Annotated in this window: 12 protein-coding genes; 3 read left to right on the top strand and 9 right to left on the bottom strand. The window is 40.6% G+C overall.

What is annotated here, in order from left to right; genetic code table 11:
* Positions 1-130: 130 nt before the first annotated feature.
* The 4 genes from BLS33_RS21445 to BLS33_RS21430 form a co-directional block, all read right to left on the bottom strand.
* Complete coding sequence (locus BLS33_RS21445; RefSeq protein ID WP_089894809.1) at positions 131-1,294, bottom strand: FecR family protein; 1,164 nt, start codon at positions 1,292-1,294, stop codon at positions 131-133.
* 78 nt (positions 1,295-1,372) lie between these two features.
* Complete coding sequence (locus BLS33_RS21440; protein ID WP_089894807.1) at positions 1,373-1,933, bottom strand: sigma-70 family RNA polymerase sigma factor; 561 nt, start codon at positions 1,931-1,933, stop codon at positions 1,373-1,375.
* A gap of 566 nt (positions 1,934-2,499) precedes the next feature.
* Positions 2,500-3,219 (bottom strand): class I SAM-dependent methyltransferase, encoded by a 720-nt coding sequence (locus BLS33_RS21435; RefSeq protein WP_089894805.1) that lies wholly within the window; start codon positions 3,217-3,219, stop codon positions 2,500-2,502.
* A gap of 84 nt (positions 3,220-3,303) precedes the next feature.
* Complete coding sequence (locus tag BLS33_RS21430) at positions 3,304-4,329, bottom strand: phosphotriesterase family protein (protein WP_176801478.1); 1,026 nt, start codon at positions 4,327-4,329, stop codon at positions 3,304-3,306.
* A gap of 268 nt (positions 4,330-4,597) precedes the next feature.
* On the opposite strand from BLS33_RS21430, the gene BLS33_RS21425 reads away from it, so the two are divergent.
* Positions 4,598-5,791, top strand: a complete 1,194-nt coding sequence (locus BLS33_RS21425; protein ID WP_089894803.1) for a CynX/NimT family MFS transporter — start codon at positions 4,598-4,600, stop codon at positions 5,789-5,791.
* Here the strand turns inward: BLS33_RS21425 and BLS33_RS21420 are convergent.
* From BLS33_RS21420 to BLS33_RS21400, 5 genes are all read right to left on the bottom strand, one after another.
* Positions 5,752-7,038: a mechanosensitive ion channel family protein gene (locus BLS33_RS21420; protein WP_089894801.1), complete on the bottom strand. Its 1,287-nt coding sequence runs from the start codon at positions 7,036-7,038 to the stop codon at positions 5,752-5,754. The genes BLS33_RS21425 and BLS33_RS21420 overlap by 40 nt on opposite strands.
* A gap of 273 nt (positions 7,039-7,311) precedes the next feature.
* Positions 7,312-8,295, bottom strand: coding sequence for an aldo/keto reductase (locus BLS33_RS21415; RefSeq protein ID WP_089894799.1), 984 nt, complete (start codon positions 8,293-8,295; stop codon positions 7,312-7,314).
* 4 nt (positions 8,296-8,299) lie between these two features.
* Positions 8,300-9,616 carry a PQQ-dependent sugar dehydrogenase gene (locus BLS33_RS21410; RefSeq protein WP_089894894.1) on the bottom strand — a complete coding sequence of 439 codons (1,317 nt, stop codon included), beginning with the start codon at positions 9,614-9,616 and terminating at the stop codon, positions 8,300-8,302.
* 31 nt (positions 9,617-9,647) lie between these two features.
* Positions 9,648-10,409, bottom strand: a complete 762-nt coding sequence (locus tag BLS33_RS21405; RefSeq protein ID WP_089894796.1) for an NIPSNAP family protein — start codon at positions 10,407-10,409, stop codon at positions 9,648-9,650.
* A 133-nt stretch (positions 10,410-10,542) separates the two neighbouring features.
* A complete protein-coding gene (locus BLS33_RS21400; RefSeq protein WP_089894793.1) occupies positions 10,543-11,412 on the bottom strand; it encodes a helix-turn-helix domain-containing protein in 870 nt (289 codons plus the stop codon).
* 192 nt (positions 11,413-11,604) lie between these two features.
* Between BLS33_RS21400 and BLS33_RS21395 the strand changes: the two genes are divergently transcribed.
* Positions 11,605-14,847, top strand: a complete 3,243-nt coding sequence (locus BLS33_RS21395) for a DUF1553 domain-containing protein (RefSeq protein WP_089894791.1) — start codon at positions 11,605-11,607, stop codon at positions 14,845-14,847.
* A gap of 21 nt (positions 14,848-14,868) precedes the next feature.
* Positions 14,869-16,380 carry a DUF1501 domain-containing protein gene (locus tag BLS33_RS21390; RefSeq protein WP_089894789.1) on the top strand — a complete coding sequence of 504 codons (1,512 nt, stop codon included), beginning with the start codon at positions 14,869-14,871 and terminating at the stop codon, positions 16,378-16,380.
* Positions 16,381-16,420 lie beyond the last annotated feature (40 nt).

Below are 16,420 nucleotides of genomic sequence, written 5' to 3'. Positions count from 1 at the left end.
CGCGTCGATTATCATGAATCGGGAAATGGTGCTACATTTCTGATTTTTGTTCCATATGACAGCCGACAAATTTTTGTTTGTTCGATTCATATTCAAATAGCATTGTTATTCCATGGGCAATTGTTTTAAATTAATAAATATTCAGTTCATTTATAAGAATAGCATTGTTTTCGAATTTATATTCGAAGGGGGTTTCTACGGAAAATATTTTTAAGGCTTCATCTATAGTCTCTACATCAAAAGTGGCAGTAAATACTTCGTTGTTCAGGGCTTCATAATTGTTGTCAATAGTTACCTTGTAATGGCGTTCCAATTTTGGGATTATGTTTTTAAATGACATTTCTTTAAGCACCAACTTACCATTGACCCACCCTGTATAGATATCAGTGTCAACTTCTTCAAGTTCTATTTTTTCATGAAATTTGTCCCAAGCCGCTTTGTACCCGGGTTGAAGCACATTGGCCTTTTTGGGGTCGTATACATCTTCTGAGTTGTAAAGACTAACCGAACCTTCGACCAAAACGGTGCTTATATCACGATCTTCAGGATATGCCGAAATATTAAATTTGGTACCTAGTACCCTAACATCCATAGTGCCATTAGTGACCACGAAGGGGTGGGCGCTGTCTTTGGCGACATCGAAATATCCTTCGCCAATTAAAAAGACCTGACGGTTGTGATGTTCAATAAAATTTACAGGATATTTTAGGGACGAGCCAGCATTTAGATGAACAATAGTACTATCTGACAATATAACACTGAACCTTTTGCCATAAGGCACCGAAAGCGTATTATAGACCAACTCTTTAGATTCGGCATGGTCTGAGTAATTTATTTGATTTCCGATTTGTTTGCCCAGAACACGACCTTTTGAGTCAATAATATTCTCGTGACTCTCAGATGATATGGTGCGTACCTCCCCGTTCTCTAATTTAAGAGTGATGACATCTTCTGATTCAACGGGTTCTTGAACGAAAAAATCGAAATATTGATACCCATAACCCAACCCGATGACCCCAATGCAAATTGCTGCATATTTAATTACCGATCTGAACCGAAAAATCGAACGAGTCTTAAACTTGGCTTTCTTGACTCTGTCCCGAACTTCCTGCCATTGCTTGTTTTCATCAATATCAGTAATGGAGGTAATATCTTTAAGATTGCCCGATTCTTTTAAACGAAGATATAATGACTTGTTTTCTTCAGATTCTTTTAGCCATTGATCAAGATATCCCTGTTCTTGGTCAGAAAGGCTGCCATTTAATTTTTTTGCTATAATCTTGGCTATATCCATAGCTCGTTATATAAGCTTAACGGTCGTTTGGAAGACCTGCTCAATTATAAGTGCCAAAAAAGTAGAAAAGGGTGATGCCTAAAATGAGAAAATTAAAAATAATATTAAAAACCTAGTAATAATGTCGAGTATGAATAGAAATAAGTAAGCATTATGTAAGTTTTTTCTTAAAATACTATAGGCTTTTTTCATTTGTGTTTTCACGGTGTTTACTGAGATTCCCAATGAAATTGCCGCGGTTTGGTATTTCTGACCATCTAAAGCACAAATTATGAATACATTTTTACATTGCGTGGGCAATTTTGCGATTGCACCATGAAGTTTAGGCCCTAAATCTATTTCTAATCTGTTGTCTTCTTCCGAAATAAGTGTAGTAAATCCAATTGTGTCGTCAATTGGAATTAATTTTTTTGAATTTTTTACCTGTTTAAGACTTGAGTATTTGACTGACCTCCAAATATATCCTTTTAGATTAGTTATTGGGGTTGAGCCTTTCTTGGCCAGTATTTCAACAAAAATATCTTGTACTATATCTTCTGCAAGTGCTGAAGACGATACATAACTATAGGATAGCAGACAAAACTCTTTATAATGTTTCTTAAAAACAAGTTCAATATTTTGTTGCAGATTTTCTGTCATAATCTTCCTGCAATTTTGTAGTTCTAAAATTGGAATATTAACACTTCCACTTTAGAACAAGGTTTTGTTGTTCAACTATGATATCAATGCATCATCAATACAATATCTTTAAATACATCAACACCTTATAAATTTAAGTGGTTTTGCTACTAAATTCCAAATCAATTGCCCGAAATCTATCCAGCTACTGCAGAAATAATGAGATTGACATAAATATGATATTAAATTGAAAGGACTACAATACATGGATACTTTTGTAGTGTAATTCACTTTTCTTGTCCAAGAGCATATTGCATTCGGAACTGTTAAAGTGGAAAGAAAAACCTTAAATTTTACGAAAGGCGGAACATGTTTTTTAAAAAACCTTTGTTTAAGCGGTCGGTAGGTTGGTCTGGCCTTTGGTTTGCCATAGCCGGATACTAATTTGGTATGTTGTCTTTATAATATTTAAAGGCTAGAATTCAAGTCTTTTTTAAATTGGTAGGTGTAAAGGCTTTTTGAGTAGAAGTTTCTGATGTATAACTTTTATGAAAACATTTAACCCTATTGCCAAGGTTTTTTTAAAATCATTTTTTGGCAAAGACCATACAATGTTGCCAAGGCAGGTTGTCGATATTGCGCTCCAGTTTCATGCCTGCCGCTATCATTTCTGCTACTGCCTGTTTTTCGGTCATTTTATGAACCTTTTTGATGGGAACTTGGTCATCTTCGCCTCGGTACTCGATCAAGAATATTTTTCCATTTGGGCGCAAGGCATTTTTAATCGAAGCTATCATTTCAATAGGATAATCGAACTCGTGATATACGTCGACCAAAAGCGCCTTATCAATTGAATTCTTAGACAGGTTTATGCTTTTGCCACCTCCCTTTACGATGGTTACATTCTTGATTTTATTTTTTTCCTTTTTTCTGCGGAGTTCAGCTAACATTTCGTCTTGAATATCAACAGCATAAATGGTTCCTTTTTCTGCCATTGGAGCCATCTTAAATACATGGTAGCCCGATCCGGCGCCAATGTCTACAATTTCATCCTCGATATCAATATCCATATTAAGAAGTAACCTACTCGTGTTTTCTTCTTCTTGGCGTTCGGGGCGTTCCAGCCAATCCATCCCCTGAAAGCCCATTACATTAGCAATTTCCCTACCCATATACCACTTTCCGATACCGTGCGGATCTCCATTTTTATAAATGTATTGAGCGTCTGAGTCCGTGTTCTGACCCGTAAATTGGAAAGACGTCGTCATACTGGCGAACAAAATTAGTAGGTGAATTGTTTTTTTCATTGTCTGTTATTTATTGGGTCAACAGGTATTCTGGCTATGTGCCAGTAGGTTTCCGATTGTAACGATAAAGTAATCACTGCAAAACTATTCGCTTCTAATGCGAAGTGAATAGGCGTTTTTCGGATTTTCCTTTAACAACATATCGATATCTTCTTGCGAAAAACCATGCTTTTTAAGCTGAGGGATTAGCTTTGTAAACAAAATAGTGTATCCTCTGTAATTACCACCATTCTTTTGCCCGACATTGTACCACCCGGCATCTTGTGAAATTAGAATATGGTTCAATATTCCATGATTTTTAAGTTCAGAAAGTGTTTTTATAAACCAGGAAATGCTTCCGTTACTATCGGGTTCGTTGTCGGGCCGATCATGAAGATTGTCTAATGAAATCCACGCTCCTAGACCAGCTGCTTTAATGTAGCCCGGCATATTGCCGTTTTGTGCATGGGTCCACACGAATGCTTCCGGCGATACCCCCATATCCTTTAACACCTCAATTTGAGCAATGGCGGGTTTAACACCTCCTGTATGGGAAACAATCGCCATGCCGGTTGCGAGATGAGTAAGGGCCGCTGCCTTAATTAAATTCGTGTGCATTGCAGAAAGTTTATCCTCATTTGCTACAGCCATTTTTATAAAGCCTGGTTTAATCCCCGAACTGTCTATTCCGTATTGAAACTCCTTAATCCAATCCGCGGCTATTTCTTGGGGTGAATTGTTTCGAATGCTCTTGGGGATGTATTGGTTATTTCCTGATCCATAATAACGGGTATTGGTAAGAATATGGATGCCGGTACTGTCCGATAATTTTTTTAATACATAAGGGTCACGACCGAGATAGGCAGGTGTGCAATCTAAAAAAGAGGTCACGCCATGTTCTTTAAGTGCGTTGAGATATGGAAATGCCCGCGCTACAACTTTACGCTTGTCCCAACGATGGTAGCCTGTGCTATCTGCACCTATCCAATCGACCATTATATGTTCGTGGATAAGTGTCAAACCCATTTCTTTCGGGGCAATAGCGCCATTTACCGTTATAATCTGAGCCGTTGCCACTGATGAGAAAACAGAAGTTATAAAAATCAAGAAATAAGAAAAAACTTTTTTCATTACCATTTGCATCCACGACATGAATTCATATAATGTCGAATGATTATTGATGTGCGACTTAAAGTTACTATTTTTCGAGGGAAGTTGGTCTATAGGTTTTAACAGTGATTTAAGGACTTATGAAGGTTTTTAGGCGTACTTCAAAATAGATGTCATTGTATTCTAGTGCGCCCGGAATAGATAATCCGAATAATTAAGAATATTTCATTGACTGTCTTTGTTTACTTTCGTTGTTTTTTATTGGAAATGCTCAAATCGGCGAATTGCGATGACTAGATTCAACTCTGAAAACGACGGTCAAAGTTCCATCAATGTTTTATTAATTGCGGGAATATTATGTATTGCCTTCAATTTAAGACCTGCATTGGCAGGTGTGGGGCCTTTAATCGGCGACATTCAAGAAGCTACCGGGCTTTCGAACACTATGTTAGGGCTATTGACCACATTGCCCCTCATGGCATTTGGTGTTTTTTCAACAGTAACACCTTTGTTGACACGTAGGTTTGGAATTGGCAGTACAATGTTCGGGGCATTACTTTTATTGGTAACGGGAATTGTCATTCGTTCATTGGGAGGCATATTTATGCTATATCTGGGAACACTTCTATTTGGTATTTCCATTGCCTTTGGCAACGTGCTATTGCCCAGTTTGACAAAACGCCATTTTGCTTCTAAATCAGGGTTAATTACAAGTTTGTATTCCAGTCTCATGGCAGCCGGTGCTTCCCTGGCTGCGGGCATTAGTGTGCCGCTGGCCCATGAATATAAATTAGGTTGGCGCTTTTCCTTAGGAATATGGGCGGTTTTTGCCGCCGTTGCCTTAATGATTTGGTTGCCCCAACTGAGTAGGTTAAAAAAAACAGACCAAAAACGCAATTATCTTAAGGCGATGAAGACACTCGGTAAATCGAGATTGGCATGGAATGTTGCCTTATTTATGGGATTACAATCTTTGACATTCTATGTGGTATTAGCTTGGCTTCCGGCCATTTTGCAGAGTCGTGGGTTCAATGCCGAATTCTCAGGTTGGATGCTTTCCTTGTCACAGGCAACAGGTATTTTAGGGTCTTTAACTATTCCTGTTCTTGCTGGAAGACTAAAAAATCAACGCACTGTGGTTCTATTTTTAATCGTTGTTGAGGTTATAGGTTTGGTGGGACTCTCATTTCCGCAGGTCGGCTGGGTTCCTTTATGGGTTTCACTCATCGGTCTGGTACTGGGCGGAACGTTTGGGTTGGCTCTTCTATTTATTGTAATTAGATCTAAGGATGCGGACTCTGCTACCGAGCTATCGGGTATGGCACAATCTATCGGTTATATTCTTGCTGCCGCCGGACCGATTATTTTTGGTGGTATCTTCGATTTTACAGGAAGCTGGGTGCATTCACTGGTCTTCCTCTTTGTTATTGCATTTTTGAAACTCTACATGGGATTGGGGGCTGGAGAACCAGGGAAGGTGTAACTATCTGCTTGAGACAACGAAACAGGCAATTCAAAAACCTCAAGATAAAAATAGGGTAGTGCCGCCAAAAGGTGGTCGAAAATATCTGCCATAACATATTCATAGTTCTCCCAGCGTTTATCAGCGCTAAAGGCATATACCTCAAGTGGAATACCTTGTGGTGTGGGTGGCAGTTGTCGGGTCATTAAGGTCATTCCTTTATTTATCGCCGAATGGTTTTTCAGGTATGTTTCCACATATTTTCGAAATACCCCGATATTGGTAAGGTTAAGACCATTTATGGCCAAGGTCTTGTCTATTTCGTTTTCTTTGTTATAACTGGCTATGTTTTGACTTTTAGTTGTGAGGTACGGGGCAATACGTTGAATTTTTTTTAACGATTCGATATTTTCGTCGGTCAAGAACCGTATACTTTTTTGGCTAATGATCAATGCTCTTTTTATACGTCTACCTCCTGATTCCTGCATACCACGCCAGTTTTGGAATGAATCGGATATCAAGGCATAGGTGGGAATGGTGGTTATGGTCTTGTCAAAATTCTGGATCTTTACCGTAGCCAGGGTAATCTCGACGACATCACCATCGGCTCCGTACTTTTGAAAAGTTATCCAATCGCCGATGCGAACCATGTCATTGATGCTGACTTGAATACTGGCCACCAACCCTAAAATAGAATCTTTGAATATTAAGAGTATAACGGCAGATGCGGCGCCAAGAGCGGTAAAGAACTTCCATATGGTGGTGTCGGTAATAATGGCGAAAATTGTCAATAAACCAAAGATCCACGCAAATATCATAAACACCTGAATGTAGCTATCCATTGGTTTGTCTTTAAACCTTGGGCGGGTCTTCAAGTAATCGTTTGTACTTCTGAATAGGCTTTTGACAATCAGCAGGGTGAGTACAACAAATAATATGCGGAGCAATTTAAGCACGATAATCTCACCATAATCAAAGTCTGTAAAAGCGATGGGAACTAGCTCGAACAACGCAAAAAAAGGAATTATATGTGCCAAATACCGTGGTACCCTATTGGCAACTAAAAAGTTGTCAAAATTATTCCTTGATTTTCTGGCCAACTTTATCGATACAGAGCGTAGCACTTTCCAAATAATGTAATCTAGTACTCCCGCTAGAATCAAAGCCCCGACCAATAAAAGTAACGCATTTACGTAAGCAGCAAAATTTTCACTTACCCCGGTCTTTAATAAATAATCATAAAGCAAACGGTGCAAACCATCTTTCATAATAGAATCAATTTTAATATTTGCCAAGGCAAAATTAAGACATGTAGAATGATTATCGTCACAAGATTAAGCGAAAGCGTTGCCAAGTTCATATATGCCTATCACAATACAATAAAGGATGGGTCAAGTAGCACAAATAGTAAGGGAGCGTTTTTAGAATTTATTTGGGTTCCTTTGATGGAAATCATGGTCAAAAGCGTCATAAAGAAAAACCTGTGGGCCGCCTCTCGGAGATTCTATAAACTTCAATTCCTTCGCTCCATTAATTTCTTATCAATATTTTTTGAGTTCCTTATTGATGAAATCAATTTCTTCCGAGGTAAGACTTAAATCCGCAGCGGCGGCATTCTGAACCGATTGTTTTGCATTTCTAGCACCTGCAAGGGCAATGGTGATTCCTGGGCGTTCAATCGTCCATTTTAAGACAAGTTGTGCTAGACTCGCTCCCTTTTCTTCTGCCATTGGTTTTATTTTTTCAAGAAAGGCATTGGTCTTGGAGATACTATCATCGGTAAAAAATGGGTTGTTCGCCCGATGGTCTCCTTCCCCGAATTGTTGACCGGTTTTCATTTTTCCCGTGAGTAAACCTCGTTGCAGTGGGCTATAGGCTAGAATCGATTTGTTATTCGCAATACAGTAGGGAACGATTTCTTGTTCTATGTCTCGGTCTACCATACTGAAAGGCACTTGATTTGAAGCTAGTTTTACATATTTTTCGGCCTCTTTCATTTGGGCTACATCGTAATTGCAAACTCCGGCGTAGCGAACCTTTCCTTCTTTGATTAGTTTGGCAACCGTCTCAAAGGTTTCCTGAATAGGCGTAGTGGTATCGGGCCAGTGAATTTGGTACAAATCGATATAGTCGGTACCGAGTCTTTTAAGGCTGTCTTCAACCTCTTGCTTTATACTTTCTCTTCCTGCATACTGGTAAATGTCTATTTTATTGCCATCATTATCTTCGCTCTTGAATTTGAAATTTCCCTTGGCCAAATCCCATCGCAAACCGAACTTGCTAAGAATCTGTATTTTATCACGTGGTAAACCCTTAATGGCTTCACCCACCACTTCCTCGCTTTTGCCTTGCCCATAAATGGGGGCAGTGTCAATTGAGGTAACCCCTTGGTCATACGCTTTTCGCATGGCATTGATTGCCTCATTGGTGTCATTTCCTCCCCACATCCAGCCACCTGCTGCCCATGCACCAAAAGTTATTGCTGAAACCGTTAAATCTGTTTCTCCTAGTTTTCTGTATTCCATTACTTTATTTTTTACTGTAAACTATTCTAAATATGGTGCCTCCTGCGTCATCGGAAACATATAACGACCCATCGGGGCCTTGGGCCAGACCAGTGGGACGGTGCTTGGCATCATTCGGCGATTTTATATTGTCAGAGCCGGAAAAACCATCGGCAAACACTTCCCAATCGCCGGTTGGTTTACCGTTTTCAAAAGGAACGAAGGCGACCATATAACCGGCCTGTGGTTCCGGGGCGCGGTTCCAAGAACCTCTAAACGCTATAAAAGCCCCATTTTTGTATTTTTCAGGAAACATGTTTCCGGTGTAAAATAGTACAGCGTTTGGGGCTAAATGGCCCGGAAAGGCAATAACAGGATCAATGGCGTTTTCTCCACCCGTTTTTTTACCGTCGCCACCGTATTCAGGCGCTAATATTTTTTTCTGCTGTATTTGATCATAATATATATAAGGCCAGCCTGCATCGTCTCCTTCTTTTAACATGTACAACGTTTCGGCAGGTAATATCGCCGAGGTTTCTGTGTCGTACAAATCGGGGAATAAGGTGTGCAGCATATCCCTACCGTGCTGTGCCACAAATAAATGGTCGTTACTTTTGTTCCAATCCAACCCAACAACATTGCGCAATCCGGTAGCGTAGTGAACACCATTGTTATAAGATTGTTTCATTTTGTCGATTTTGAATTGCCAAATACCACCTGCCGAATCAAGAATAGGGCAGGGCATCATGGCCGGGGAGCCTTTTTTTCTATCCTCTTCTTGACATGCATTCGAATAAGCGCCGATATTCACGTAGAGATTACCTTTGCCGTCGAGGGTAAACGATTTCGTAGCATGGGAACCTCCTGCAACTAAACCGGTTACTATGTTTTCGGGAGCATCCTTGTCGATAACTTTTTGGGATTCGTCAAGTTTATAACGAAATATTTCTTCATCGGATGATGCATATAGGTAATTGTCGTCGAGTGCTATTCCTGTGCCACCATAATCGGCAAAACCTTGTTTCGTTTCGGCAATCCCGTCACCGTCATTGTCCTCTAAATATAAAATACCTTCCCCATCGACAAGTTCCCTTAGTTTAACATAAATACCTCCGTTGGAATTGACCGCAATATGACGGGGTTTTCCAAGTGAATCGGCTACTTTTAGGGCGCCAAAACCCTCAGGAAGGGTTAGACCCGCATTGTCTGCACTAATTTTCAAGCTTGGAGCTTCGTTCTTATCTTTGCTTTCCTCTTTACATGCCGAAGCAAGGAATATCACTAAAATGCAATAACCAAAACTAATTTTTAGTTTAGCAGTTTTTTGTAAAAATTTAGCCATGATAAATGGTTTAAAAGTTAATAATAGCATATTATAGGGGGCTCAAAAATATTTTTCTGATGTTCGATACGGTATTCGCATATTCCTCCTTGGTTTTCATAGATTCCCAATCGGAATTTGAACTAAAACGTTTCCAGTTGGCATCATGCTCATCCATGTCCTTAAAGTTGAGCATGTACGTCAGACAAGGCCTGTAGGGACCAACAATCATTTCCCCAAAAAATACGGGGTGCAATCCTGTTTTTAGAAATATATCGATTTCCCCGTCATTGAACATTTTGATTTTTCGCCTTACGGCATCTTCACTATAACCCTCGTATGTGCGTAATTCAAATAGGGAAGCCCCGTCAATGGGTTCCATCATTTTGGGCATACCGTCAAAGGCCAATAACAACGATGACGAAAATCTGTTGTACAAGGTTTTTTCAGGGGGCAAGGCATTATACTTGGCAGCAGCAGTGACGTATTTCCCATCATTATTCAAATTTTGGGCTTTCAGGTAAACTTCACTGTTGGGGTACGATATCAGTGCGTAAATTTTAGTCGGGGCTGAATTTCCCAACTCACCATACAACTTGAATGTTGTTGCACCCATACGCATTAAAGATGGGGCCAGCACGTCGCTCAAATAGCTTTGAAGAACCTGTTGACTTGCACCGAATTTCATCTCATACGTTCTGATTTCATAAAGTTCTTTCTCTTTCGTTTCCTGCGTGGGTTGATTTGCGAAGGAGGTTAATGGCAATGCGGCTCCTGCGGCCATTGTGGAATACAAGAATTTTCGTCTTTTCATCGGTTTATTTTAGTTGCAGATAGAATCAATAAAATACTAAAATAAGTAATGGTTTACTAGAAAATGGTTTTTTTTGAATAGAAAATTGGCCAATACGAAAATTTTCTTTCTTGGTGTACGGTTAGTTTAGTCCTCAATTTTTCAGTTGTTCCCGTCGAAAACTGCCGGGTGATTTGCCGGCATGCTTTTTAAAGACCCTTGAGAAATAGGAAAGGTTTTCAAAACCTATTTTTGATGCAATTTGTTTCAGCGAATCATTTGTAGTGAGCAACAGCAATTGAGCACGTTCAACACGTTTAGACCGAATATAGGCGTTTGGGCGAATGCCCACTTTTTCGTTGAACATTCGCGAGAAGTAATCAATGCTCAAATGGCTATAGGCCGCTAATTGTTTTACATCGATTTGCAAATGCAGATTTTCCCCGATATAGTTGAGAATATCACCTATTTCCCGTTGTGTCTGAGCCCCTTTATCAGATATTTTGCTATGCCGTATAAAACGGGATAATAACAATTTTAAAATAGAATGGGTTTCTAAATAATCTTGGGCGGTTAAATTGTCGTTGCTTTGTTCATAACGTTCTAAGGTAGGGCGGTTATCATATGTTTGAGGGTTGTTGTTTGTCAATGAGCGCCCGGGATTTAGCTCTAAAAGTCTTTTGAAATAATATAGATCGATTTCTCGTGCCGCCACCTCGTATTCAAAATGACAGAGATTGTAAATCGATGGGCCATTACCCATTCCTTCGAAACAACTGATGTAATATTGCTCATGGTACACATCACATTTATAGCGGCTGTAGGTGTAACTCGGTATCAAGTATAAATATCCTTTTTTGAGTAGAAATTCTTGGTTGCTATGGTATACTTTGGCGGTTCCTTTGGAGATGTAGTATATGCGTGTAAAAGGACTGAACACGTTGTCAAAATTCCAATCGGTGCCTAATTGTGCATATCCCGTGTTCAATAGGCTTACCTGTAATGAGCGTAGTAAATGGTTCATTTATATCGGATTTGTACTAAAATAAACATCTTATATTCTAAATATCTTCCCTAATTTTATGAAAGTTAACAAAGTTTTTATTTGAAACAGGAATATTATAGGTCGGAAATGTACATTTTTTGGTCTGATTAGGAAAAAGTTAATTGGCTAACAAGACGTATATTTGATTGATTTGTCAATTACTATCGATTTATGCAGCTACTTAAGTATTGTTTTGGATTTTTTATGGGCGTTGTCTTTTTGTCTTGTGGTGGTCCGGATTTACCGGAAAGCGTGGCAAGGGAATATGAAAAACTTCCGAAAACCCTTGATTTCAATCAGCATATCAAGCCCATTTTGTCAGATAAATGTTTTATTTGCCATGGCCCTGATAAGGCCAAGATAAAAGCAGGGTTACAACTACATCTTCCGGAGATGGCCTATGCCGAGCTGCCCGATTCTCCAGGTAAATATGCCATCGTTCCCGGTAATTTGGGCAGAAGTGAAACTGTCGATAGAATTCTTACCGAAGACCCCGATGCTATAATGCCTAAACCTGAATCTCATCTTACCCTTACCGATAGGGAGAAGGCCATGTTGGTGAAATGGATTGAAGATGGTGCAGAGTACAAAGACCATTGGGCGTTTTTGGCACCGCAAAAACAGACGATTCCCGAAGTGGCCCAAAAAATCAAAGTAGGCAATGCCATTGATAACTTTGTATTGGCTAAATTGGAACAAGAAGGTTTAGAACCAACCGAAAGAGCCGATAAGGAAACATTGCTTCGAAGGGTTTCTTTTGATCTCACGGGCCTACCGCCAACGATAGGTGAAATTGATTCTTTTTTATCGGATAAGGCTCCCGACGCTTATGAAAAGCAAGTAGATCGGTTATTGGCTTCACCCCATTTTTCTGAACAATTGACATTGGATTGGATGGATCTTTCCCGTTACGCCGATACCCATGGGTATACCGTTGATCGTTATCGCGATGTATCCCCATGGCGGGATTGGGTCTTAAAAGCGTTTAAGGAAAATATGCCCTATGACCAATTTTTACGATGGCAGATAGCGGGTGATATGATGCCCAATGCCAGTAAGGAACAAATTTTGGCAACGACATTTAATCGCTTGCATCCGCAGAATTTGGAAGGGGGTATCGTCGACGAAGAATTTCGGGTAGAGTATGTATCTGACAGAACAAATGTGGTGAGCGAGGGTATGATGGGACTTACTATGGCATGTGCCAAATGTCACGACCATAAGTATGATCCTATTTCGCAGAAGAACTATTTTGAGATGTACAGTTTTTTCAATAACGTGAACGAGTCTGGTCAAATTCCGTGGGATTGGTCAATGCCAGTGCCCAGCATGAGGTTACCAACTGAAGAACAGGAGGAATTTACAGCTTATATTGAAGCACTTGTCAACGATAAAAGCAAAAATGTTGCGGTCGTGGAGCAAGATATTACTCCAGAGGCAAAAAAATGGATTGCTGATCAACAATATCAGAAAATCGATACAAAAACGTTACCCCAAAACCTTATTGGTAAGGTTGATTTTAACGATGGACAAATAAACAGTTCAGTGCCGCCCTATCATAAAGGGGAAATGAAGCAACAATACGCCGAAAACCAAAAAGTGATATTGACCGAAGGTTTTACGGGCAAAGGTATTTCGTTCGACGGCGATACGTGGCTCGATATGGGGAAATTGGCAATTTTTCAACGAAGTCATCCCTTCAGTATTGGTATTCGTGTATTTATTCCTGAGGATTTGGAAAACGGGGTCATCTTCCACAAGCAGAATTCGACACAGCTACATAGTTATCGGGGCTACCATGTAAGTGTAAAAGACAATAAAATAGAGGTTTTGTTAGCCCATGTTTGGCCCGATAATGCCATTGTTGAACGAACCTTGAATGATATGCCCAAAAACAAATGGGTGCAATTGACCATGACCTATGATGGCTCTAGTAAGGCCAAAGGTGTAAAGATTTACATGGATGGTGTGGAACAGAAAACCACCATTGTGAATGATAATTTATATAAAGACATCATTTTCAATAGCTACACCGATATTATTTATAAAAACCCTATTGAGCCCGGGTTGCAAATAGGGGCTATTTGGCGCGGAAAAGGTATCGGGGGCGGCAAAGCCGATGATATTTTGGTATTTGATAAGGAACTAACAGCATTGGAAGTCGCTCAGATTTCCAATCCTGAAAAACTAAAAGAAATAGTAGTAAAATCGCCCGACGATCTTACTTCGGAAGAGCAAAACATGCTAACCGATTATTATGTGCATACGCATTCACCAAAAGTGAAAAAGGCGCTCAAAGAATTGGCGAAAGTGCGCAGTACGATGGTCGATAGCATGGATCAGATAAAAGAAATCATGGTCATGAAAGAAATGCCAGAGCCACGGGAGACCTTTTTACTCGAGAGGGGTCAGTACGATGCCTACGGAGAACAGGTTTTTCCCAGCACTCCCGAGCGAATATTCGCGTATCCTGACAGCTTGCCCAAAAATCGACTGGGGCTTGCCCAGTGGCTGACTAACAAGAAGCATCCGCTTACGGCTAGAGTAGCCGTAAATCGGTATTGGCAGAATATTTTCGGTACGGGAATCGTTCGCACAACGGAAGATTTTGGAAATCAAGGAGAGCTGCCAAGTCATCCTGAATTGCTAGATTGGTTGGCCATCCATTTTATGGAATCTGGGTGGGATGTAAAGGCACTGTATAAGTTAATGGTTATGTCGAATACCTATCAACAATCCTCAAAAGCCTCCGAAGAAATGTTGAAGAATGATAAAAGAAACCGGTTGTTGGCAAGAGGTCCTTCCAAACGGTTGACGGGTGAAATGTTGCGGGATAATGCCTTGGCCGCATCGGGTTTGTTAAATCCTAAAATTGGTGGAGAAAGCGTAAAACCATATCAGCCCGAAGGTCTTTGGAAGATAAACGGAGCAGCTTATGAAGAGGATAAGGGTGAGAAATTGTACCGAAGAAGTATGTACACCATCTGGAAACGGTCTGTGCCGCATCCGACCATTGCCACTTTTGATGCGCCCGAGCGCTCTTTCTGTACCGTACGTCGACAAGAGACCAACACCCCATTGCAGGCATTAGTGCTGATGAACGATCCCACTTATATTGAAGCGTCTCGTGTTTTGGGTGGAAGCATGCTCTCCTATTCAGACCCCAAAGAAGGCATCTCGACTGTTTTTAGAAAGCTAACAGGAAGAAAGATCGAGACTGAAGAATTACAACTTCTAGCCGACCTACGCGAGGGGGAATATCAAAAATTTAAGAAGAACAAAGCTAAGACGGAAGGATGGCTCAATACAGGGGAATTTCGAATCTCAAATGCCGATGATGGTGCGATGGTCGCAGCAAATGCGGTCGTAGCAAGTGCCATTATGAACTCCGATGCCGCAATTACAAAACGATAGTGTCAATAAAATTAATAGTCTATGTGCCATAATCATGACATTCTAAAATCAAACAATAAAGACCTTCAACAAATAGAGAAGCAGTGGGACAGGCGAAATTTTCTGACTAAAACCTCTATGGGATTGGGGGCTTTGGCCTTAGGTTCTTTACTCAATACCGAAAAGGCATTTGGTGCAGTGAATAAAAGTTCAAGTGCCGATGCTGTTTTAAAAGCTTACAATAAAAATCGGTTGGGTTTGCCGCATCACATGCCCAAAGCAAAACGTATTGTCTATTTGTTCCAAAGTGGTGGGCCTTCGCAATTGGATATGTTTGATTATAAGCCCAAATTAAAAGATATGTTCGGTAAAGATTTACCGCCCTCTGTACGCCAAGGACAGCGTTTGACTGGGATGAGCGCCGAGCAGACCGTATTTCCCATTGCACCTTCCATAATGAATTTTAAACAATATGGTGAATCTAGGGCATGGGTGAGTGAGTTGATGCCTTATACCGCCGAGGTAGTTGATGACCTCTGTTTTATAAAATCAATGCAGACCGACGCCATAAACCACGATCCTGCCATTACGTTTATGCAAACCGGGAATCAATTGCCAGGGCGCCCTTCTATCGGTTCTTGGCTGAGCTATGGTCTAGGTTCCGATAATGAAAATTTACCCACTTTTATTACGCTGATTACCAAAAACATGGGGGGGCAGCCCCTGTATTCCCGGCTATGGGGTAATGGATTTTTACCGACAGAACACCAAGGGGTACAATTTCGTTCTGGCAAAGACCCCGTATTATATTTGAGCGATCCCGAAAATTATGATGGTACCGATCGCCGAAAAATGTTAGATTATTTGGGGAAACTCAACGGTATTCAGCATGACGCCTACGGAGACCCCGAAATAAATGCGCGTATGGCGCAGTATGAAATGGCCTTTAGAATGCAGACTTCGGTACCCGAAGTTACCGATATGTCTGACGAACCCGATTATATTTTTGATATGTATGGGGAAGACAGTCGCGACCCCGGCACCTATGCCGCCAACTGTTTAATGGCAAGAAAGCTTCTTGAGAAAGATGTGAAATTTGTACAGTTGTACCATCAGGGGTGGGATCAGCATATTGGTTGTCCCGGTGGGGTCAGGGCGCAATGTAAAAGAACAGATCAAGCCAATGCAGCTTTGATCAAAGATTTAAAACAAAGAGGTATGTTAGAAGATACCCTGGTCATTTGGGGAGGTGAATTTGGGCGTACCGTATATTCCCAAGGGCAGTTGACCCCTGAAAATTATGGTCGAGATCACCACCCTAAGGCTTATACCATGTGGATGGCAGGTGCTGGAGTAAAACCAGGATTTATTTATGGGGAGACCGATGATTTTAGTTACAACGTGGTCAAAGACCCTGTTCATGTACACGATTTTCATGCCACCTTGCTACATCTTTTCGGAATAGATCATGAACGCTTGATTTTTAAGCATCAAGGAAGGCGTTTCCGTCTGACCGATGTTCATGGTCATGTAGTGAAAGATCTATTGACTTAGTTAAATCCATTACGAAATACCACCTATCTTATAGGTTAAC

The sequence above is a fragment of the Kriegella aquimaris genome, assembly GCF_900103215.1.
Lineage (GTDB): Bacteria > Bacteroidota > Bacteroidia > Flavobacteriales > Flavobacteriaceae > Kriegella > Kriegella aquimaris.
This window is presented reverse-complemented; position numbering and strand designations above follow the sequence as displayed.